The organism is Cloacibacterium sp. (genome assembly GCF_047601505.1).
Taxonomy (GTDB): domain Bacteria; phylum Bacteroidota; class Bacteroidia; order Flavobacteriales; family Weeksellaceae; genus Cloacibacterium.
On the sequence record NZ_JASGJD010000001.1, the window covers coordinates 2,189,697 to 2,210,659 of the forward strand.

Genomic DNA, 20,963 nt, shown 5'->3' on the forward strand with positions numbered 1-20,963 from the left:
ATTACGTATTTTAAATTTCGTATAATTCTATAATTGTACCTGTATTGTCCGAATATATATTGAATTTGAAACCTACTTCTAATGCTCTTTCTTTCATGTTTTGAAGACCATATCCAAATTTCAATTCTTCTTTTTTAAATCCTTTTCCATTGTCTTTTATAAAGATGATTATCTTGTCTTTAGAGATTACATTAATTTCAACTTTAGTTGCACTAGCGTGTTTGTGTATATTTTGTAACGCTTCTTGCATTATTCTATACAAACTGCTACTTGTAGTTGGGTCTAATTTTCTATTGTTTTCTGCATTTTCTTCAAAAATAATTTTGATATTATCTGTCTGGAAGAATTTCTGCGCATAGGTTTTAAAATTATCATACAGTGCAATAATTGTAGTTTCTTTGTTTGCCAAAATAAAAATGGTTTGTCTTAAAAGTGCCAAAATATGCTCTGCATCTAGTCTTACATCGTTACAATTTTCGTCTGTTATATTATTAGCGTCAGTTTTTAGTAAATCTATTTTAGAAATTAAACGAGTAACATAAGCACCAATATTATCATGTAAATCTCTACTAATTCTGCGTCTTTCGTTTTCTACCTGATGTTTCACTCTAAGCAAGTTGAGTCTTTTTACATATTTCTTTTTGTTTTGTTCGTTTACATAATTGTAGATTAATATACTTGCAAGAATGCCAGTAAGCATAATAAACCACCATCTAATATAAAAAGGCCCTATTACTTTAAATTTTATAGGATTTTTCAAATAACCTTCATATCCATCTTCATTAATCACTTTAATTGATAAGGTATAATTACCTCGTTCTAAAGGAGAAAACTTGAGTGATCTTGGCTGATTAAAAGGTCTCCAACTATCTTTATTTATTTTATAATATAATTTTGATTGGGTAAGAATCTCTTTATCTACCGATTTGAAAATGAAATAGATATCTTTATCACTATCAGTAAAAACAATTTTGTCTTTTAAATTTAAATTTTCATTATTAGCGATTATCTTTTCTAAAACAACAGGATTTGTATGTTTATTAGGGATTACTTTATTTAATTTAATGATAGAAAACTTATTTTTTGTCACCAAAAACAATTGATTTTCTTTAACCGAATATTGTCCTTGTATTATTCGGTCTTTGTTGTCGTCTATCAATCTTAGAGAGCCTAGCGGTTTTACAGTATATCCCGATTTTTTATAGATATTTTTATCTGTAAGTATCCAAATTTGTTTTTTGTTGTCTCTAAATATACTTTTTATTGCATCGTCGTGAAAATCTTTTTTAGAAGTAAATTTTTGTATTGTTTTGTTTTTGTAATAAGTTGTTAATCCTTTTTTAGTGCCAATATAAATGGTGTCATTATCAGAAAAAGCACATGTTACAAAATTGCTTTCTAAGCCATTGTTTTTATTAAGATGTGCCATAGGTTGGAATTTTTTATCTAAAATAATTGCTCCATAATCATAAGAAGTTGCAGCATAACCAGATGTTATATTGAAAAGGTTTTCGATATTATTGAAGTAAATATTTTCAAAATTTTCTGTTTTACCATTTTCTAGTACAAAAATACCCTCGCCATAGGTCGAAAAAATTACTTTTTTGCCTTCTTTATATATTTTAGAAATACCTGTAGTGATAGGGAAAGTTTTAATAAGAACTGGTTTGGGAGTTAATTTGTAAAAATGTAATCCTTCAAAACTACCAACTAACAGTTCATCACCATAAACATTAAAGCTTAGAATGTCTTTTCTTAAAAAATATTTATTTTCAATTCTATTTTTGTTTATCACATAAAGTGAACCATCAGAAATCACATATTTTTTTTCGTTAGAACATATGATATCTCTTACATTGATGTTTTTGTTAAGAAAAGAGATTTTAGAATTGTTTTTCTTTAAAATAGAAATTCCTCCACCCAAAGTGGTAACATAAACGTCTCCATTATTTTTCTTGATGATATCACTTATGAAATTACTAGCAAGTCCATTTTCTTCAGTAAGTGTATCTACTATTTTGTTGTTTTCTTTCCTTATAATGCCAAGTGGATTTTGCTCTAAAGTGAAATTTTCAAACTCAATTTTCTCAGGATTTTCAAAAATTGATAAGTCGGAGATTATTTTACCGTTAGTAAGACTCAATAATTTTTCTTTACCATTATTGATGATTTTTAAGGGAAGTAATTTTTTGATATTGTTTCTATCAAAAGCGTAAAAAGAACTTTGGTGTCCTGTTGAAGAAATAACATGAACAATTATTAAATTTTTATCTTTTGTCGCTTTTTTTATTTTCAAACTATTCCAAGTACCAATTTCGTTATATTTTTTTAGAAGAGTTTTTGTATTGGTGTTGAAGTAATAAAGACCTTTGTCTAAAATATATACTAAGAGCCCATTTTTTTCATCAGAAACCAAACTGCTTATATAATTGCCCGGCATTCCGTTATCTATATCAAGAGTTAACCATTTTCCATCTTGATAAGTTACTAAACCTTTGTCTGTACCAAACCAAATGACATGATTATGGTCTTCTGCAGCATTGAAAATATAGTTACTGGGCAAATCTTCATTTTCTGATATGTTATCGAAATAGGAAGCTTTTTGAGAATAATAACTATTTGAAATTAGGAAACAAAAAATGCTGACTAGAAATTTAAGTCTGCTTTTATGATTGATAATATGTAAAAAAATAGCCAACATAACAATCGTTAGTTGGCTAAAGTTAAATATTTTTTTGATATAAAAATCTAAAACTTCAATATTTATAAGAAATACTGAAATTAAATTAATTTCTAAGATACTAATACATTTCCGGTCATGATTTCTGGAATTTCTACTCCCATTACTTTTAAAATAGAAGGAGCTACATCACCAAGTTTACCAGGTGTAAGATTCCAAGTATGTTCTTTGTCCATCACCACTAGCGGAACTAAATTAGTAGAGTGTTGTGTATTAGGAGTTCCGTCTGCGTTTATCATTACATCAGAGTTACCGTGGTCTGCTAAGATGAAAACGGCATAACCATGTTCATAAGCTGTAGTAGCTACCGCTTCAATACATTTATCTACTGCTTCACAAGCTTTTACAGCTGCTTCAAAAACACCTGTGTGTCCTACCATATCTGCATTTGCAAAATTTAAACAAATAAAATCTGCAGATTCTTTTTCTAATTCTGGTACAATTGCATCTCTAATATCAAAAGCAGACATTTCTGGTTTTAAATCGTAAGTTGGAACGTCTTTCGGGCTAGGGCAAAGCAATCTTCTCTCTCCTACAAATTCTTTTTCTCTACCACCAGAGAAGAAGAACGTAACGTGAGGATATTTTTCTGTTTCAGCAATTCTGATTTGAGTTTTGCCTGCGCCTTCTAATACTTCTCCCATTGTTTGAGATAAAACTTCTTTATCAAAAATTACTTTTACATTTTGGAAAGTTTCGTCATAATTAGTAAGTGTAACATAGTACAAATCTAATTTGTGCATATCAAAATCTGGGAAATCTTTTTGAGAAAGTACTTCTGTAATCTCTCTACCTCTATCTGTACGGAAATTAAAACAAAATACAACATCTCCGTTTTCTATTTTCGAAACAGGAAGATGGTTGTTTTCTGAAATAATAATAGGTTTTAAAAATTCGTCTGTAACACCACTTTCGTAAGATTTTTCAATAGCTTCAATTGGAGATTTAGTAATTTCTCCTACTCCATTTACCATTGCATCATAAGCTAGTTTTACTCTTTCCCATCTTTTATCTCTGTCCATTGCAAAATATCTTCCTACAATAGAAGCTAATTTACCAGTTGTAGATTTCATGTGATTTAATAAATCTTCCATAAAACCTTTACCAGACATTGGGTCGCAGTCTCTACCATCTGTAAAAGCGTGTACAAAAACGTTTTCGTCCAAGCCATATTCTTTAGCTGCAGTTAAAAGACCTTTTAAGTGGTTGATATGTGAGTGTACACCTCCATTAGAAACTAATCCAATAAAATGTACTTTTTTGTTGTTTTCTTTAGCATATTCGAATGCTGCTACGATACCTTTTTCGTTACCTAAGCTGCCATTTTCTACTGCCATATTTAGTTTTACCAAATTTTGATAAACTACTCTACCAGCACCCAAGTTCATGTGTCCTACTTCAGAGTTTCCCATTTGCCCAGCTGGTAAGCCTACTGCTAAGCCAGAAGCTTCTAATGTGGTATTAGGAAAGTTTTTAAGACAAGAGTCCATAAAAGGTGTATTCGCTTTATAAATAGCAGAAATATTATTGTTTGTACCCAAACCCCATCCGTCTAGAATTGCTAGAATTGCCTTTTTAGCCATTTTTGTTCATTTTTTATTACTGCAAATTTACAAAATTTATATGCTAAACATTTTTAAATGAATGAGATTTTTGTCATAATTAACAAAACATTATTCTTTAGTACTTCAACTATTTGATTTAAATTTTCTCTTTCGTGTAGGTTTATTATTTATTTCCTATGATACACAGATGATATGAATCTTATATTAACTTAACTACTCTTTAGTATACTATAACTATATATTAACTATAGTTTAGAATAAAGTAATACTATCTTTTCATTAACCTCTAAGCATCCTCATTGTACAAGGGCTATTAATGTAAATTAAGATTAAGGTAAAGGTTTGTTTGTTAATTGGATAGATAGGTTACAAAATGAAAAAATTCAAAAAATGTTTGATAGTGTAATTCTATAGGGTAAAAGTGAAGTTTCATGAATTGAAAATGGACTTTTACATGTTAAAAATACCTGATGGTGTACAAAATAATGAATGATAAAAATTTAATTGATATTTTTGCAAACTTTAATTTTTAAATTAAATTTGAACTAAATATTTAATCAAATAACATGATTCCAAAAAAAAATACAATAAATTTCATTAAATTTAATTATTCTAAATTTGTGCTAAATTGATTCAATTCAGGATAGTATTGAGGTGTAATTTTGTTAATATATATAAATAACGGTATATTTGTAAAAAACTAAGGGTAAAAACTAATGTCGACTTTTTTTCTAAAAAAAATAAAAATATTCTTTATTGTTTGTGATTATCTGAGCATCAGTCTTATATGTTATTATCTAGGCTATAAATATTTTCATTTTGATGTGATGCCATTCAAAAACCTGCATTATCTATATACGATTTTTATGATTAATGGTTTGTGGTTTTTAATTTCAAAATATAGTAATTTATATGGAAGTTTTTTTAATGAAGATTCGATAATTCATTTTAGAAACCTTTCTAAAGCTTATTTACTTTTCATAATTTCAGTAGGTGTTTTTTATAAAAGTCTTCCTATTAACAGTGTTAATTATTTTAAATTTTTAATATTCTTTTCTATAAGTTTATACTTGTACTTATTCTTAATAAGACTTGTTCTTTTTGGTATTAGGAAAAAATTCAGGAGTAAGTTTTTGAATCCTGTTAATACTATTTTAATTGGGAAAAATAATTTCACCAATTTTATATTATCAAATTCTCATATTACTGAAAGTATGGGGATAAAAGGTTATTATAATTTTGATGAAAAAGAGAATGAGAATTTTTACATAGGAAATCTCGATTTGCTTTTTGATGATTTAAAATTTAAGAAAATTGATAATATTGTATTGTGTGATGATAGTTTACATCATGATTTATATGAAGAGATTATGCGTATTGCCAATAAAAAAATGATTAGGACTTACTTAATACCAGATTTTAAACATTTTTCTTATAACGTAGATTCTTTAGATTTGAGACATGGCATTCCTATTATTAAATCTATGCCAGAACCACTTGAAAACTATGAAAACCAATTAATTAAAAGAACCTTTGATGTTGTTTTTTCTAGTTTAGTGATTATTTTCTTATTATCTTGGCTTATACCCCTATTAGGTATATTGATAAAATTAGACAGTAAAGGGCCTATTTTCTTTGCTCAGAAGAGATCTGGTTTGAAAAATGAACATTTTTATTGTTTAAAGTTTAGAAGCATGAAGGTGAACAAATTGGCGAATCAAAAAATGGCCACTAAAAATGATGATAGAATAACGAAACTTGGTTTATTTCTAAGAAAAACAAGTATTGATGAACTTCCGCAATTTTTAAATGTTTTTGTAGGTAATATGTCTATTGTAGGGCCAAGACCTCACATGGTATCTCAAACCAAAAAATATTCAAAAATATTAGACCAGTATATGGTAAGACACCTTATAAAGCCAGGTATTACCGGTTGGGCGCAAGTAATGGGTGCGAGAGGAGAAATCTATAAAGACGAGGATATGAATAAGAGAATTAAGAAAGATATATGGTACATTCAAAATTGGTCTTTGTTTTTAGATTTTAAAATCATATTTTTGACCGTTTTTAATGTAATAAAAGGAGATAAACAAGCATATTAAGATTATGGGCAGAAACAAAAATTTACAAGAAGCAGAAAATTTAGAATGGATAGATGATTCTGATTCTTTTGATTTTGTGAAATTATATTTAACTATAAAGAGACTACTTCCTTGGATAGTTCTATGTGGTATTATTGGTTTAGCAGGATCTTTTCTTTTTTTAAAATTTACTAAGCCAGTGTATCAAGTAAAAGCAAAATTGCTTATTAAAGAGAATGACTCTAAAATGGGAGGCATGGGAAAAGGTACAGATATGCTTCAAAGTTTAGGGATAATGTCTGGAGCTAATTCAGTAGATAATGAATTAGAAATTATTACTACCTATTCTGTTTTGGATAAAGTAGTGAAAGATCTTCAATTAAATATTAGCTATACTAAAAAAGATATTTTTGGAAAAACAACTGAAGCATCTATTGATATGCCATGGGAAACCGTAGTACTTAATTATAATGAAGAAGGATTTTTAAAAAATCATGAATATATTTTTGTAGCTTCAAATAAAGCACCCCAAATTATTATAGATGGAGAAACAACACTTATAGGATGGAACCAAGCGGTAAAATTACCTCTAGGTACATTTATATTTCGTCCTAAAGTTGATAGAGTTATAGGAAATAATGAATGGGAAATGATGGTTGAAAAACCTACAATAACAACTGAAAATTACACCAAAGACATTGCCGTTGAAATCCCAAATAAGAAAGCAAGTATTATTAATCTTGCCATGGAGTCTTCAAACCCTAAAATGGGAAGAAAAATCATTAATAAAGTTATAGATACTTATATTTCAGATAACTTAAAAGATAATAATAGCATTAATGATAGCACCATGATGTTTATTAATGATCGATTGGTAGAAGTGACTAAAGAATTAAATGATGTAGAAAAAGCGGTACAAAATTTTAAACAAAGAAATAATGTTACCGATATTGTAGAGCAGACAAAAGTATTGCTAGAAGCGACTAAAGAAAACAATAAAGATTTAATACAGTCTGAAATACAATTAAATGTAGTAAGTTCGTTAGAAAATTATCTTAAAAATAACAAAACACATATAATCCCCTCTAATCTTCTTACAGCAGACCCATCACTGGCTGTTTTGGTAAATCAATATAATGCATTAATTGTTCAGAAGCAAAAGCTTTCTAAAAATGCAACATCAGAAAACCCAACCGTAATAAGTGTTAATAGTCAGATTAACTCTGTAAAAGAAGAATTATTGAGTAGTATTCAAAGTGCTAAAAATTCTTATTCTATTGTTGCTAATCAATTAAGAGGGCAGTCTAACGAAAATATAGGTATGATTAAAAAAATACCTGAACAAGAAAGACAGTTTCTTGATATTAGCAGACAACAAGCTATAAAACAAGAACTCTATTTGTTTTTGCTAAAGAAAAGAGAAGAAACCGCTATAGGAAGGTCTTCTACTCTATCTAATATTAGAGTGGTAGATTATGCAAGAATTGTAGATACTCCTATTAGCCCTAAGAAGAATATGATTCGATTGGTAGGATTGCTTATTGGTATTATTATTCCTATTGCAGTATATTATATTAGAAAGATTTTCAATATTAAGATTGAAACAAGAAATGATATTACTGAAAGAACTACCATCCCCATTATTGGTGAAATAAGTCATCAAGACGAACCAAGTAATTTTGAAGTAAAAGATAACCCTAGAAGTCCGCTTGCTGAACAATTTAGAATCTTAAGAACTAACCTTCATTTCTATCAGCAAAAAGAAAGTGCATTTACCGTTATGCTAACTTCTTCTATGCCTGGAGAAGGTAAAACATTTATTTCTTTAAACTTGGCTTCTACATTAGCTGCTAATATAGGTTCTAAAATATTGATTATTGGTTTAGATTTAAGAAAACCACAAATGGCAAAAGAGCTAGGGATGCAAAGAAAGAAAGGGTTTTCGGAATGTGTTATTGGGGACGCAACATTAGATGAAGTAATTTATCCTGTTGAAGGATTTAAAAATCTTTGGGCATTGCCTAGTGGAAGTATCCCTCCAAATCCGTCAGAATTGTTGATGACAAAAGAGACAGAGGAGTTGTTTGCCGAAGTGAAGAAAAGATTTGATTATGTAATTGTTGATTGCCCTCCAATTATTGTAACAGATTCTAGTATTATTGGCAAATATGTAGATTTAACCTTATATGTATCTAGAATTGGACATACCGAAAAGAAACAAATTGAAGTAGCCAATAATTTGTATCTTGAAGAGAAAATGCCAAAAATGAATTTGGTGGTTAATGATTTTAACCCAGAAAAATATGACCATTATAATAGTAATTACTACAATCAGTATGGTTATTATGAAAATGCAGAAGAGAGAAAACCTCTTTGGAAAAGGTGGTTTAAATTATAAAATAAATCCAAAAAGAGATGGATAAAAAAACTAAAATTTACATAGCAGGACACAAAGGAATGGTGGGAGCTGCTATTTGGAGACAACTAGAGAAAGCAGGCTATACCCATTTAATTGGTAAAACCAGTAAAGAATTAGACTTAAGAAATCAAGATTCGGTACATCGTTTTTTTGAAGTAGAAAAACCAGAAGTGGTAATAGACGCCGCTGCAAGAGTTGGAGGAATTTTAGCCAATAATACCTATCCATATCAATTTTTAATGGATAACATGACGATTCAAAATAATCTTATTGATGCTGCATTGAATCATGAAGTAGAGAAATTTATTTTTCTAGGTTCTTCTTGTATTTATCCAAAATTAGCACCACAGCCTCTAAAAGAAGAATATCTATTAACAGGAACTTTAGAACCAACCAACGAATGGTATGCTGTTGCTAAAATTACAGGTATTAAAGCTTGTGAAGCGATAAGAAAGCAATATGGTAAAGACTATGTAAGCCTAATGCCTACCAATTTATACGGGACTCACGATAATTTTGATTTAAATACTTCCCATGTTTTACCAGCAATGATTCGTAAGTTTCATGAAGCTAAAGAAAATGGTAATGTATCCGTAACTCTTTGGGGAAGTGGTACTCCTTTGAGGGAGTTTCTTTTTGTAGATGATATGGCGAATTCTGTAGTTTTTGCTTTGGAAAATGTTTTGCCAGAACATCTTTATAATGTAGGAACAGGAGAAGATTTAACCATTAAAGAATTGGCTTTAATGATTCAAAAAGTTATAGGACATACAGGAGAACTCATTTGGGATTCTTCAAAACCAGATGGTACCCCAAGAAAATTGATGGATATTTCAAAAATGCATTCTTTGGGCTGGAAACATAAAGTAGAATTAGAGGAAGGCATCCAAAAAACTTATCAATGGTTTTTAGAAAATATTCATCATTTTAAAGAGGTAAAAATGGGGTAAAATGATAGGGTTGATTTTTTTTACACCCCGTCATTCCGATAAATCGGAATGACACCCCTCTTTCAAGAGGGGAATTTTGGAGATTAGAAAAAATTACATAAGTTTTACGCCTTAGCGGACTTAAAAACATTAAATAAGGAAAAAAAACTTAGCGAGCTTTTCGTGAAAAAAATAGAAATTAAAAACAAAAACGATGAAAGTTGCATTAATAACGGGAATTACAGGACAAGATGGTTCATATTTAGCTGAATTATTATTAGAAAAAGGATATATGGTACATGGTATTAAAAGAAGATCTTCTTCTTTCAATACTCAAAGAATTGACCATCTTTATATAGACCAGCACGAAAATCATGTAAATTTTAAATTGCACTATGGCGATTTAACAGATTCTACTAACTTAATTAGAATTATTCAAGAAATTCAGCCAGACGAAATTTACAATCTTGGTGCGATGTCTCATGTAAAAGTTTCTTTTGATTCTCCGGAATATGTTGCCAATGTAGATGGTATTGGAACCTTGAGAATTTTGGAAGCTGTAAGAATTTTAGGATTAGAGAAAAAGACAAGAATATACCAAGCATCCACTTCAGAATTGTATGGAGGATTAGAAGAAAACAAAAATGCTGAAGGTTTTTATGATGAAAACTCTCCCTTCTACCCTCGTTCGCCTTATGGTGTAGCAAAAATTTATGGTTTCTGGATAACAAAAAATTACAGAGAAGCTTACAATATGTATGCTTGTAACGGAATTTTATTTAATCACGAATCGCCAAGAAGAGGAGAAACATTCGTAACCCGAAAAATTACCATGGCTACAGCAGCTATAGCATTAGGAAAACAAGATTGTTTATATCTTGGAAATCTAAATGCACAAAGAGACTGGGGACATGCTAAGGATTATGTGGAAGCTATGTGGAGAATTCTACAACAAGATGTAGCCGAAGATTATGTAATCGCAACAGGTGTTACCACTTATATTCGTGATTTTGTAAAAATGTCTTTTGCCGAAGTAGGTATTGAATTATCTTTTGAAGGAGAAGCCGAAAACGAAGTGGCAAAAGTTGTAGCATGCAACAATCCTCGATATCAATTAGAACTCGGAAAAGTAGTTGTAAGAATAGACCCTAAATATTACCGTCCTACAGAAGTAGATTTATTAATTGGAGACCCTACCAAATCTAAAACACAATTAGGTTGGGAACCAAAATATGATGTAGCTGCTCTTTGCTCTGAAATGGTACAATCTGATTTGGAGTTTGTAAAGAGAAATTATAATGGACAATTAGAAAATATTATTGGATAAAAATTGAATATTCTCTTTTTGTTTTATGAAATAAATAAATTAAAAATATTTTTTAGTTATTTTTCTTTCATATGTAAATTTTAAAAACAATAATTTCAATTGAATCCTAAAAACATATTTTCTAAGATTAAAAATCATCAACATTTTGACAAAATATTAAAATGGGTTAAATTATTTAGTATAACAGGTTTTGTTCAAATTTTGATACAAGTAATTGGTTTTATTGCTGGTATTTTAATTATCAGGTTATTGTCTGTTGAAGAATATGCATTATATACATTAGCAAATACAATGTTGGGTACAATGACTGTATTAGCAAATGGTGGATTATCTACTGGTGTAATGGCATTAGGAGGAAAAAATTGGGATAACCGGGAGAAATTAAGTAAAATTATAAGTACAGGTATGATTTTACGAAAAAAATTTGGAATTTTAAGTTTATTAATTTCGTTACCGATTCTTATTTACTTATTAAGAGAACACCAAGTAAGTTGGTTTATTTCTTTATTAATTTCAGCATCAATAATTCCTGCATTTTATGCATCTTTATCAGATTCATTATTGGAGACTATTCCTAAACTTAAACAAGATATAATCCCACTTCAAAAAAACCAACTTCAAGTAGCTATATTTAGAGCTTTTCTTAATGCTATATTACTCTTTATTTTTCCTATTACATCAATTGCATTAATTGCAAATGGACTACCAAGAATTTATGGTAATATAAAACTTAAAAAACTTATTTCCAAACATGTTGATATTATTAAAAAAATATCACCAGAAGTAGAAAAGGAATTAACTATAATTGTAAAAAGAGTTATCCCAGGTGCATTTTATTTTGCTTTTTCATCACAAATAACAGTTTGGATTATATCACTTTATGGTAAGACTTCTTCAATTGCTGAAATAGGAGCATTAAGTAGATTTGGTATGTTATTCACATTTATAACAAGTTTAACTTCACTTTTAATAATACCACGTTTTGCAAGGTTAAATAACAATAAGCAAATTTTATTAAAAAAAACTATACAAGTTTTATTTTTATATTTAATACTTGGATTGTTTATTATCTTTTTAACGATTATTTTTAGTGATCAATTATTGTGGATTTTAGGAAACAATTATAAAAATTTAAATAATGAATTGTTATTAAGCATAATAGCAAGTATAATAAATCTTTTTATTGGTTTATTTGCATCTTTTACTTATTCAAAAGGTTGGATTGTAAACCCTATTTTAGAAATTAGTATAAGTATTTTAAGTATTTTTTTAGGTATTTTTCTTTTCGAGATAAATACCTTAAAAGGTGTTTTATTATTTACTATTTTTATTAATATTATAAAAGCAATTTTGTTTTTTAATTACTTATTAATAAAAATATTTCAAATTAAAAATTAAATTTTAGATGAACATTAAAATTATTTTCTCAGAACTCAGAATATATATATGTAATCATATCATATCACATATCCCAAGCCATACCATTAGGCTTCTTTTTTACAAAAAAATAATGAAATTTGAAATAGGTAAAGGAAGCACTATATTTATGAATTGTAAAATGGATTGTGCTAAAAATTTAAAATTGGGTGAAAATTCTATTATTAATTCAAATTGTAGATTAGACCCTAGAGGAAAATTAAAAATTGGAAATAATGTATCAGTTTCAGAAGAAGTTATTTTTTTAACAGCAGACCATAATGAAGATTTAATTGGTGTAAAAGGAAGAAATAAAGAAATTATTGTTGAAGATTATGTTTGGATCGGTACAAGAGCCATGATATTACCAGGTGTTCATATTGGAAAAGGTGCAGTAATTGCAGCTGGTTCAGTTGTATCAAGAGATGTAGAAGAAAGAGCGATTGTAGCTGGTGTTCCTGCAAAACAAATTAATACAAGACCCGAACTTTACAATTATAGTGCCTCATATAAAAGATTATTTCAATGAGTATATTTGCTAGAATTATTTTTAACGTAAGAATTAAGAAATTTAAATTTTTTAATTCAATTTTTCGTACCTATTATTTTAAAATCATAGGTATGCAGATTGGTAATAATACTTTTTTGCCAAAAATAATAGTCACATGGCCTCATCAAGTATCAATAGGAAGTAATTGTGTATTAGAAGATTTAATTTTTTTTAAATTTGATGGAATTTATGGAAAAGGCTCTTCAATAAAAATAGATAACAATGTATTTATAGGAAGGGGATGTGAATTTAATTCTAATTGTAATATCACAATAAGAGAATTTTCTAATATAGCATCAGGATGTAAATTTATAGACCATGATCATGGTATAAAAATAAATGAAAGAATAGGAGTACAAGAGTCCAATAAAGCAGCAATTTTAATTGAAGAAGATGTTTGGTTAGGTGTAAATGTAGTTGTTTTAAAAGGTGTAAATATAGGTAAAGGTGCTGTTGTTGGTGCTGGATCAGTTGTCACAAAAAATATACCTTCAAATGAAATATGGGCTGGTGTTCCTGCAAAAAAAATAGGTATTAGAAAATAACTTATGAAAAATATTATACATGTTTCTGAGATTGATATATCTCAAAATGGTGGAATGGCAAGAGTTGAATATTATTTAAAAAAGAGTTTTGAACAACTTGGTTATAATTTTATTCACATAGGTCCAAAAGAAGTTGGAGAGATTAAACATAAAGGATTATTTCCTTATTTAGCTTATATGCATTTTAAAAAATTAAATGTAAAACCGTATTTATTTATAGTGCATGAACCTGCAGCTGGTCAATTTATTAATAAAGGAGTCCCATGTTTTGTTGAAAGTCATGGTATAGAAAGAAGAATATGGAATATAAATAAAAAAAATGAAAGTTTTAAAACTAAAATGTTATTTCCAATTTGGAGACTTTATAATTGTGATAGAGGAATTAAAAATTCAAAAAAAATTTTAGTTTTAAACTCTACAGATAAAAAATATGTAATAGATTTTTATAAAAGAAATGAAAATGATATTTTTATTTATAAAAATGGAGTATTTTCTATTGATGAAAGTATAGAAACTTCTAAAAATGATGATTTTTTCACAATATTATTTAATGGTTCTTGGATAGAAAGGAAAGGAATTTATACTTTGATAAAAGCAGCTGATAAAATATATAATGCAGGCATTTTTGATGTTCAATATTTATTAATTGGAACAGGAAAAACTGAAGAAGAAGTAATTAATTATTGGCCATATCATTTAAAATCTTTTTTAAAAATCATTCCAAAATTTGAAAGCAACCAAGAAATAGATTTATTAAAACAATCAAATATATTTATTTTGCCCAGTATAAGTGAAGGCCAACCTTTAAGTTTGTTACAAGCAATGGCAGTAGGTAAATGTTGTATTACAACTAATGCAGATGGCCAAAAAGATATTATTACAAATGGACAAAATGGTTATTTATTTAATGTTGGAAACTACGATGAACTCTCAGAGTTAATAATTAAATGTTATAGTAATAGAAATTTATGTAATAAAATTGGGGAAAAAGCAAAAGAAAGTGTAACTAATCGTACATGGGAAAAAACATCATTAGAATTAGTAAAATATATTATAGACAACATTTAAAATTAGTTTCATGAAATTTGTATTTATATGTGGTTCTTTGGAAACTGGTAAAGATGGAGTTGGTGACTATAGTAGACGCTTGGCAGGTGAATTGATCAGAAAAGGACATCAAGCTTCAATTATTGCAATCAATGATCGAAACATCAATGTTTTTGTAAAAGAAATGCAAATGGATGAAGGGACAGCTGTAAATACCATAAGAATACCCTCAGACCTCACATGGAAAGAAAAAATAAAACATACACAAGAATGGGTTAACAATGAAAAACCCAATTGGGTTAGTTTGCAGTATGTACCACATTCTTTTGATTTAAAAGGTTTACCATTTGCTTTTATTTATGCTGTTTCTAAATTAAAAGGTAATTTTAATTGGCACATTATGTTTCATGAATTATGGGTTCAAGAAAAGAATCTTAAGAGATTTATTTTAAGAAAAAATCAACAAGCTATAATATTATTGATAAACAAATTAATTAATATAAAATTAAAACATACACATTTGCCTATATATCAAAAAAGATTAAAAAAATTAAATATCATATCATACCCTCTTCCATTATTTTCTAATATTGAATGTGTGGATGATAATTTCATACCAAATGACAAATATTTTACGATAGGATTTTTTAGTCAAATCGAAGAAAAAATTGAAATTATCAATACAATTAACAAAATACAAAATATTATTAAAGAAAAAATAAAAATTTTATTAATTGGTGGAAATCCAAGTAAAATGTCTAGTTTTAAAAATTATATTTTAAAAAACTTTAAAAATATAGAAATTGAAACTACAAGTTTTCTTTTAAACAAAGATATTTCTAAATATATTAAATTATGTAATATTGCAATAACACCCGTTGAAAAACATTTACTTGGAAAGAGCGGAACAGTTGCTGCATTTTTAACTCATAACGTACCTATAATTGCTCCGATTGAACAAAAAAAATACAATACTATAAATGGTTTTTTTAATGAAAAAATCAATGATATGATAATTGATATTTATAAAATAAGTTTAAATAATAAAAATAATAATAATTATTCAATATTGCTTAGTTCAGTTTGTGAAAAATTTATAAATGATTTAAATGAATAAAAAAATAGTCATATCCCATCCCAATGGTAATCCCAATCTTAGAGGAGTCTTAAAAGGGTTTGATAAATTAAATTCTTTGGAAAGTTTTCATACGACCGTAGCAACTTTTCCTGAGAATACTTATGATTTTCTTTCTCGTTTACCCGGATTAAAAGAATTTCAAAAAAGAGCTTATGATCAAAATATATCTACAAAAACGATATGTTATCCTTACCGAGAATTAGGAAGAATGATTGCTCAAAAATTAAATATACATTCTTTATTAAAACATGAAAAAGGATTGTTTTGCATAGATCAAGTATATCAAAGTATAGACAAACATGTTGCTCAATATTTAAAAAACAATCATACTGTTGATGCAATATACGCCTATGAAGATGGGGCATTACATTCATTTCAACAAGCAAAAAAACAAAATATAAAATGTTTGTATGATCTTCCAATCGGATATTGGAGAACTATGCACAAGTTATTGAAAGAAGAAAAAGATAAACTTCCTGAATGGGCCATTACCTTAGGAGGTTTTAATGATTCATTTGAAAAATTAGAACGAAAAGATGAAGAACTTCGTTTGGCCGATCAAATTTTTGTAGCAAGTTCTTTTACAAAAAAGACTTTAGAAGATTTTCCTCAAAAACTAGAGAATATACATGTAATTCCCTATGGTTTTTCAACACCTAATGAAAGCAGGGTTTACGAGACTTATAAAAATAGAAAAATTAAATTGCTTTTTGTTGGCGGTTTATCTCAAAGAAAAGGTATTGCCTATTTGTTTGAAGCAGTAAAAGGACTTGAGAATTATATTGAATTAACCATTGTAGGAAAAGGTAAAATTGATGAGTGTGCAATTCTTAAAAAGGAATTATCAAAGCATCATTATATTCCATCACTACCCCATGATGAAATTTTAAAATTAATGTCACATCAAGATGTCTTTGTTTTCCCTTCTCTATTTGAAGGCTTTGGATTGGTAATAACAGAAGCCATGTCACAAGGTACCCCCGTTATAACCACTGATAGAACTTGTGGAAAGGATATCATTCAAAATAATGAAAATGGTTGGATTATCAATGCAGGAGAAGCTGTATCTCTAAGAAAAAAAATCATTGAAATTATAGACCAACCCGAAATTTTAGAATATGTAGGAAAAAATGCAATGAAAACTTCAGCCAATAGACCATGGGTAAATTATAGTAATGAATTAGCCCTAGAAGTACAAAAATACATATCTCAATAAAAAAATGAACTTGAGCAATACCCAAACCTATAAAAAAGCGATTTGGCTTTATGTTATTCTTTTAATTTTTGAAGGAGCATTAAGAAAGTGGATTTTACCTTTTTTAGATACCCCATTGTTATTAGTAAGAGAACCTATTGTTTTATGGCTTTTTTGGGAAGGATTAAAAAGAGGATGGTTAAAAAATTGGTTATCCATCTCTATCATGTCCATTTCTACCTTATCTTTTTTATTATCACTCCCTGCTTTACATCAAACAATCCCAACAGCAATGTTTGGTTGGAGAATTTATTTTGTTCATATCCCATTTATTTTTATTGCAGCAAAAATATTGCAAAGAGATGATGTTTTAAAAATTGGTAGATTTTTACTATATCTTCTTATTCCAATGACTCTATTGATGGTTCTACAATTTTACTCACCACAATCTGCATGGGTTAATCGAGGTGTTGGGAATAATATTGAAGGTGCTGGATTTGATGGGTTAATGGGTTTTTTTAGACCACCTGGTACCTTTTCATTTACCTCAGGTTTAATTTTGTATTTGCAAATCTCGGGTAGTTTTTTATTCTATTTTTTAATCAATAACAAAAACTTAATAAAAAATTTACAAATAAAACCTATTTTACTATATACTATGTTAGGATGTTATGCTATAACCATTCCTACATCTATCTCTAGAACCCATTTATTTCAAACATTGATACTAATTTTGTTTTTGTTTATAGGAGTTATTTTTTCTCAAAATAAAAAAATAATTAAGCAATTTAGTGCGTTTTTACCCATTTCCTTAATATTGTTGATTGGTTTATTAGTAAGTGGTTTAGCTAATGAAAGTATTGAAGTCTTAACAACTCGATTTGAAAATGCATCAGATGCTGAAGGAGGGTTAAAGGGAACACTTGGAGAAAGGTATTTTGGAAGTTTTATAAGGGCCTTTTCTGATCCTGACATTCCATTATTTGGTAATGGTTTAGGACTAGGCACTAACATTGGGGCAAAGCTTGCAGGTGGAACAGATGGTATGTTTTCATTTTTTAATGGTGAAGAAGAATGGGTAAGAATAACTAATGAATCTGGAATTATTCTCGGGGTTTTTATTATTTTGTATAGATTGCTTGTAGCCATTAAGTTTAGTTTTGCGGGATTTAGAAAATTAATCTATCAACATGATCTATTACCATGGATGTTAATCCCTGCTTTTGCTTTAAATTTTATTAATGGCTCTTTGGGTATCCCAACGAATTTAGGTTTCATTGTCTTAGCTGCATTTCTTTATTTGGCATCATTAAAAAAATAAATATTTTCATGAAGATAAACTACTTTCATAGAAATAAAGCATTGGGTTTTTCGATACAAAAAGTATTTCGTATTGTTATCGATGAACTCAAAAAAAAGAATGAAATTACAGAATTTTATACACCAACTTTAAATTCTATGCCCTGGGATATTTTAAAAAATTCATTCTATGTTTTTAAAAATAAGAAAAAAGGAGAAATTCATCATATTACAGGACACATTCATGATAGTATTCTTGGCCTTATCGGTTGCAAATCTGTACTAACCATACACGATTTGGTATTTCTTGATCATGTGAAAAACCCTATAAAAAAATTCTATAAATGGCTATTTTGGCTTTACTTACCTATTAAAATTGCAAAAAAAGTTACCTGTATATCAGAACATACAAAAAAAAATATTCTTAAATATTTACCTACAGACAAACTTACAGTTATATATAATGCCGTAGATCCTAAATATCAGTTTAGCCCCAAAGAATTTAATGTAGAAAAACCTGTAATTCTTCATATTGGTACCGGTTGGAATAAAAATTTAGAAAGAACAATTGAAGCATTGCATGGCATTAATTGTCATTTAAGAATCGTTGGAAAAATAAAACAAGAAATGATTGATAAATTGCTTTTCTATAATATTGACTACTCACAAACTGAAGGGATAAATGATGAAGAAATAATAAAAGAATACTGTAATTGTGATATTATTAATTTCCCATCAGAATATGAAGGTTTTGGTATGCCCATCATAGAAGGGCAAGCAATAGGAAGAATTGTTTTAACATCAAATATAGACCCAATGACTGAAGTTGGTTTAGATACAGTATATTATGTAAACCCTTTTGATATTAACTCTATGCATGAAGGGTATTTGAGTATAATTTCACAACCAGAATTAAGAGAAAAATTAATTAAAAAAGGGTTAGAAAATATAAAACGATTCGGTGTTGATAAAATTGCTCAAGATTATATAAACCTCTATCAATCTATCTTATAAAAAAATGAAAATATTACATATAATACCAAGCCTTAATCCCAAATTAGGAGGTGTATGCAAAGCTGTAAGAGATATTATTTATGGCTTAGAAAAAGGTAATTCTAATTTTACTAATGAGGTTTTATGTCTAGACAATCCAAATGAAAAGTATATAAAAAATGAACAATTTAAGATACACGCATTAGGGGATTCTAAAACATCATGGAGTTATTCTAAAACCTTATTGAAATGGCTTTATAATTTCTCTGGTAATTATGATCAAATTATAATACATGGTTTATGGCAATATCAATCTTATGCTGTTTATAAAGCTTGGCAAAAATATCAATTCAAATATTATGTTATGCCTCATGGTATGCTTGATCCCTATTTTCAGAAAGCACCAGAAAGAAAATTTAAAGCAATCAGGAATATTTTTTTTTGGAAATATTTAGAAAAAAAACTCATCAATAATTCTTATGCAATCTTGTTCACTTGTAATTTAGAAAAAGAATTGGCAAGAACAACTTTTAATGGCTATAATGCCAAAAAAGAATTTGTTATAGGTTTAGGTGTTGCTCCTCCTCCTCAATATAACCAACAATCTATTATAAATTTTAATAATAAATTTAAAATAGATGATAAATATTTATTATTTCTAAGCAGAATTGATCATAAAAAAGGTATTGATATTTTATTAAAAGCATATCAAATGAATATAGATAAAATTCCTTATAAATTAATAGTTGCAGGACCATTGGATTCTTTATATGCTCAAAATTTAATAAAAACTTATCAATCAGAAAATATTATTTTTACTGGCATGCTACAAGGTGATGAAAAATGGGCAGCAATTTATGGAGCTAATTTATTTATTTTACCTAGTCACCAAGAAAATTTTGGAATCGCAATTGTAGAAGCTATGGCGTGTGGAAAACCAGTAGCTATTACAAGACAGGTAAACATATACGATGTAATTGAAAATTGTAATGCTGGATTTGTTTTTGATGACACATATGAGTCTATTTGTGAAGTCTTAAAAAAAATTAGTGATACATCTTTAGAGGATATGAATAAAAAAGGTAATAGTGCAAAAGATGCTTATTTAAAAAACTATTTACCAGAAATATTTGTTGAAAATTTAATTAAATACCTAGATCCTAATGATTGAAACACGTTTAGAAAATTTTGACTCATCAGTTTTTGATAAGGAAGCTAGTAAAATTAAAATTTTAACTTGGTTTTTTGTTAATGCTTTAATTGTAAAAGCATCATGGAATCCATTTATGAAGATTAAAATATTTTTTTTAAGATTATTTGGTGCTAAAATTGGAAAAAGTTTAATCATTAAAAATAATGTTAATATTAAATTTCCATGGAAATTAAAAATTGGTGATAATGTATGGTTGGGGGAAAACTCTTGGATTGATAATTTAGACCATGTAACAATAGGCAATAATGTTTGTATTTCGCAAGGAGCTTTGTTACTTACAGGAAATCATGATTATACACTACCTACGTTTGATTATAGAAATGCGCCAATTATTTTAGAAGATGGAGTTTGGATTGGTGCAAAAGCAATCGTCTGTCCTGGAGTCACATGTAAAACACATTCAATTCTTTGTGTAGGAAGTATTGCTTCAAAAAATTTGGAAGCATTCAAAATTTATCAAGGCAATCCAGCGATTAATCTAAGAGATAGAAAGTTAATAAAATAAG

16 protein-coding genes are annotated in these 20,963 nt (G+C 28.2%); 14 read left to right on the top strand and 2 right to left on the bottom strand.

The annotated features are described in order from the left end of the window. Positions 1-10 precede the first annotated feature (10 nt). Together QM746_RS10070 and gpmI are read right to left on the bottom strand one after the other, a co-directional pair. The gene (locus QM746_RS10070) at positions 11-2,563 is read right to left on the bottom strand and encodes an ATP-binding protein (protein ID WP_414984101.1); all 2,553 of its coding nucleotides are present in this window, start codon (positions 2,561-2,563) and stop codon (positions 11-13) included. A gap of 230 nt (positions 2,564-2,793) precedes the next feature. Next, entirely contained in the window at positions 2,794-4,323 is a 1,530-nt protein-coding gene (gene gpmI, locus QM746_RS10075) for a 2,3-bisphosphoglycerate-independent phosphoglycerate mutase (RefSeq protein WP_414984102.1), read from the bottom strand. A gap of 698 nt (positions 4,324-5,021) precedes the next feature. Between gpmI and QM746_RS10080 the strand changes: the two genes are divergently transcribed. The 14 genes from QM746_RS10080 to QM746_RS10145 all read left to right on the top strand — a co-directional run bounded on the left by QM746_RS10080 (position 5,022) and on the right by QM746_RS10145 (position 20,962). Then, positions 5,022-6,407, top strand: a complete 1,386-nt coding sequence (locus tag QM746_RS10080; RefSeq protein WP_414984103.1) for an exopolysaccharide biosynthesis polyprenyl glycosylphosphotransferase — start codon at positions 5,022-5,024, stop codon at positions 6,405-6,407. A gap of 4 nt (positions 6,408-6,411) precedes the next feature. After that, positions 6,412-8,784: a GumC family protein gene (locus QM746_RS10085; RefSeq protein ID WP_414984104.1), complete on the top strand. Its 2,373-nt coding sequence runs from the start codon at positions 6,412-6,414 to the stop codon at positions 8,782-8,784. Positions 8,785-8,801: 17 nt separating this feature from the next. Continuing rightward, positions 8,802-9,755: a GDP-L-fucose synthase family protein gene (locus QM746_RS10090; protein ID WP_414984105.1), complete on the top strand. Its 954-nt coding sequence runs from the start codon at positions 8,802-8,804 to the stop codon at positions 9,753-9,755. A gap of 193 nt (positions 9,756-9,948) precedes the next feature. Continuing rightward, positions 9,949-11,061 carry a GDP-mannose 4,6-dehydratase gene (gmd, locus tag QM746_RS10095; RefSeq protein ID WP_414984106.1) on the top strand — a complete coding sequence of 371 codons (1,113 nt, stop codon included), beginning with the start codon at positions 9,949-9,951 and terminating at the stop codon, positions 11,059-11,061. A 99-nt stretch (positions 11,062-11,160) separates the two neighbouring features. After that, the gene (locus QM746_RS10100; RefSeq protein ID WP_414984107.1) at positions 11,161-12,459 is read left to right on the top strand and encodes a polysaccharide biosynthesis protein; all 1,299 of its coding nucleotides are present in this window, start codon (positions 11,161-11,163) and stop codon (positions 12,457-12,459) included. Between the two features lie 112 nt (positions 12,460-12,571). Further along, positions 12,572-13,006, top strand: a complete 435-nt coding sequence (locus QM746_RS10105) for an acyltransferase (RefSeq protein ID WP_414984108.1) — start codon at positions 12,572-12,574, stop codon at positions 13,004-13,006. Continuing rightward, entirely contained in the window at positions 13,003-13,572 is a 570-nt protein-coding gene (locus QM746_RS10110; RefSeq protein WP_414984109.1) for an acyltransferase, read from the top strand. Before QM746_RS10105 ends, QM746_RS10110 begins: the two co-directional genes overlap by 4 nt. 3 nt (positions 13,573-13,575) lie before the next feature. Beyond that, positions 13,576-14,640: a glycosyltransferase family 4 protein gene (locus QM746_RS10115; protein WP_414984110.1), complete on the top strand. Its 1,065-nt coding sequence runs from the start codon at positions 13,576-13,578 to the stop codon at positions 14,638-14,640. A gap of 10 nt (positions 14,641-14,650) precedes the next feature. Then, complete coding sequence (locus QM746_RS10120) at positions 14,651-15,736, top strand: hypothetical protein (protein ID WP_414984111.1); 1,086 nt, start codon at positions 14,651-14,653, stop codon at positions 15,734-15,736. After that, entirely contained in the window at positions 15,729-16,973 is a 1,245-nt protein-coding gene (locus QM746_RS10125) for a glycosyltransferase family 4 protein (RefSeq protein ID WP_414984112.1), read from the top strand. Before QM746_RS10120 ends, QM746_RS10125 begins: the two co-directional genes overlap by 8 nt. A 10-nt stretch (positions 16,974-16,983) precedes the next feature. Further along, positions 16,984-18,273: a hypothetical protein gene (locus QM746_RS10130; protein ID WP_414984113.1), complete on the top strand. Its 1,290-nt coding sequence runs from the start codon at positions 16,984-16,986 to the stop codon at positions 18,271-18,273. Positions 18,274-18,281: 8 nt separating this feature from the next. Further along, positions 18,282-19,265 carry a glycosyltransferase family 4 protein gene (locus tag QM746_RS10135; RefSeq protein WP_414984114.1) on the top strand — a complete coding sequence of 328 codons (984 nt, stop codon included), beginning with the start codon at positions 18,282-18,284 and terminating at the stop codon, positions 19,263-19,265. Positions 19,266-19,269: 4 nt separating this feature from the next. Continuing rightward, positions 19,270-20,415 (top strand): glycosyltransferase, encoded by a 1,146-nt coding sequence (locus QM746_RS10140; protein WP_414984115.1) that lies wholly within the window; start codon positions 19,270-19,272, stop codon positions 20,413-20,415. After that, positions 20,408-20,962: a WcaF family extracellular polysaccharide biosynthesis acetyltransferase gene (locus tag QM746_RS10145; RefSeq protein WP_414984116.1), complete on the top strand. Its 555-nt coding sequence runs from the start codon at positions 20,408-20,410 to the stop codon at positions 20,960-20,962. The genes QM746_RS10140 and QM746_RS10145 overlap by 8 nt, the downstream gene beginning before the upstream one ends. Position 20,963 lies beyond the last annotated feature (1 nt).

What these genes read in the sequence shown, in the direction of transcription:
- gpmI (WP_414984102.1), bottom strand. Translation starts at nt 4,323, where the DNA reads ATGGCTAAAAAGGCAATTCTAGCAATTCTAGACGGATGGGGTTTGGGT.
- QM746_RS10080 (WP_414984103.1), top strand. Translation starts at nt 5,022, where the DNA reads ATGTCGACTTTTTTTCTAAAAAAAATAAAAATATTCTTTATTGTTTGT.
- QM746_RS10085 (WP_414984104.1), top strand. Translation starts at nt 6,412, where the DNA reads ATGGGCAGAAACAAAAATTTACAAGAAGCAGAAAATTTAGAATGGATA.
- QM746_RS10090 (WP_414984105.1), top strand. Translation starts at nt 8,802, where the DNA reads ATGGATAAAAAAACTAAAATTTACATAGCAGGACACAAAGGAATGGTG.
- gmd (WP_414984106.1), top strand. Translation starts at nt 9,949, where the DNA reads ATGAAAGTTGCATTAATAACGGGAATTACAGGACAAGATGGTTCATAT.
- QM746_RS10105 (WP_414984108.1), top strand. Translation starts at nt 12,572, where the DNA reads ATGAAATTTGAAATAGGTAAAGGAAGCACTATATTTATGAATTGTAAA.
- QM746_RS10110 (WP_414984109.1), top strand. Translation starts at nt 13,003, where the DNA reads ATGAGTATATTTGCTAGAATTATTTTTAACGTAAGAATTAAGAAATTT.
- QM746_RS10115 (WP_414984110.1), top strand. Translation starts at nt 13,576, where the DNA reads ATGAAAAATATTATACATGTTTCTGAGATTGATATATCTCAAAATGGT.
- QM746_RS10120 (WP_414984111.1), top strand. Translation starts at nt 14,651, where the DNA reads ATGAAATTTGTATTTATATGTGGTTCTTTGGAAACTGGTAAAGATGGA.
- QM746_RS10125 (WP_414984112.1), top strand. Translation starts at nt 15,729, where the DNA reads ATGAATAAAAAAATAGTCATATCCCATCCCAATGGTAATCCCAATCTT.
- QM746_RS10135 (WP_414984114.1), top strand. Translation starts at nt 18,282, where the DNA reads ATGAAGATAAACTACTTTCATAGAAATAAAGCATTGGGTTTTTCGATA.
- QM746_RS10140 (WP_414984115.1), top strand. Translation starts at nt 19,270, where the DNA reads ATGAAAATATTACATATAATACCAAGCCTTAATCCCAAATTAGGAGGT.
- QM746_RS10145 (WP_414984116.1), top strand. Translation starts at nt 20,408, where the DNA reads ATGATTGAAACACGTTTAGAAAATTTTGACTCATCAGTTTTTGATAAG.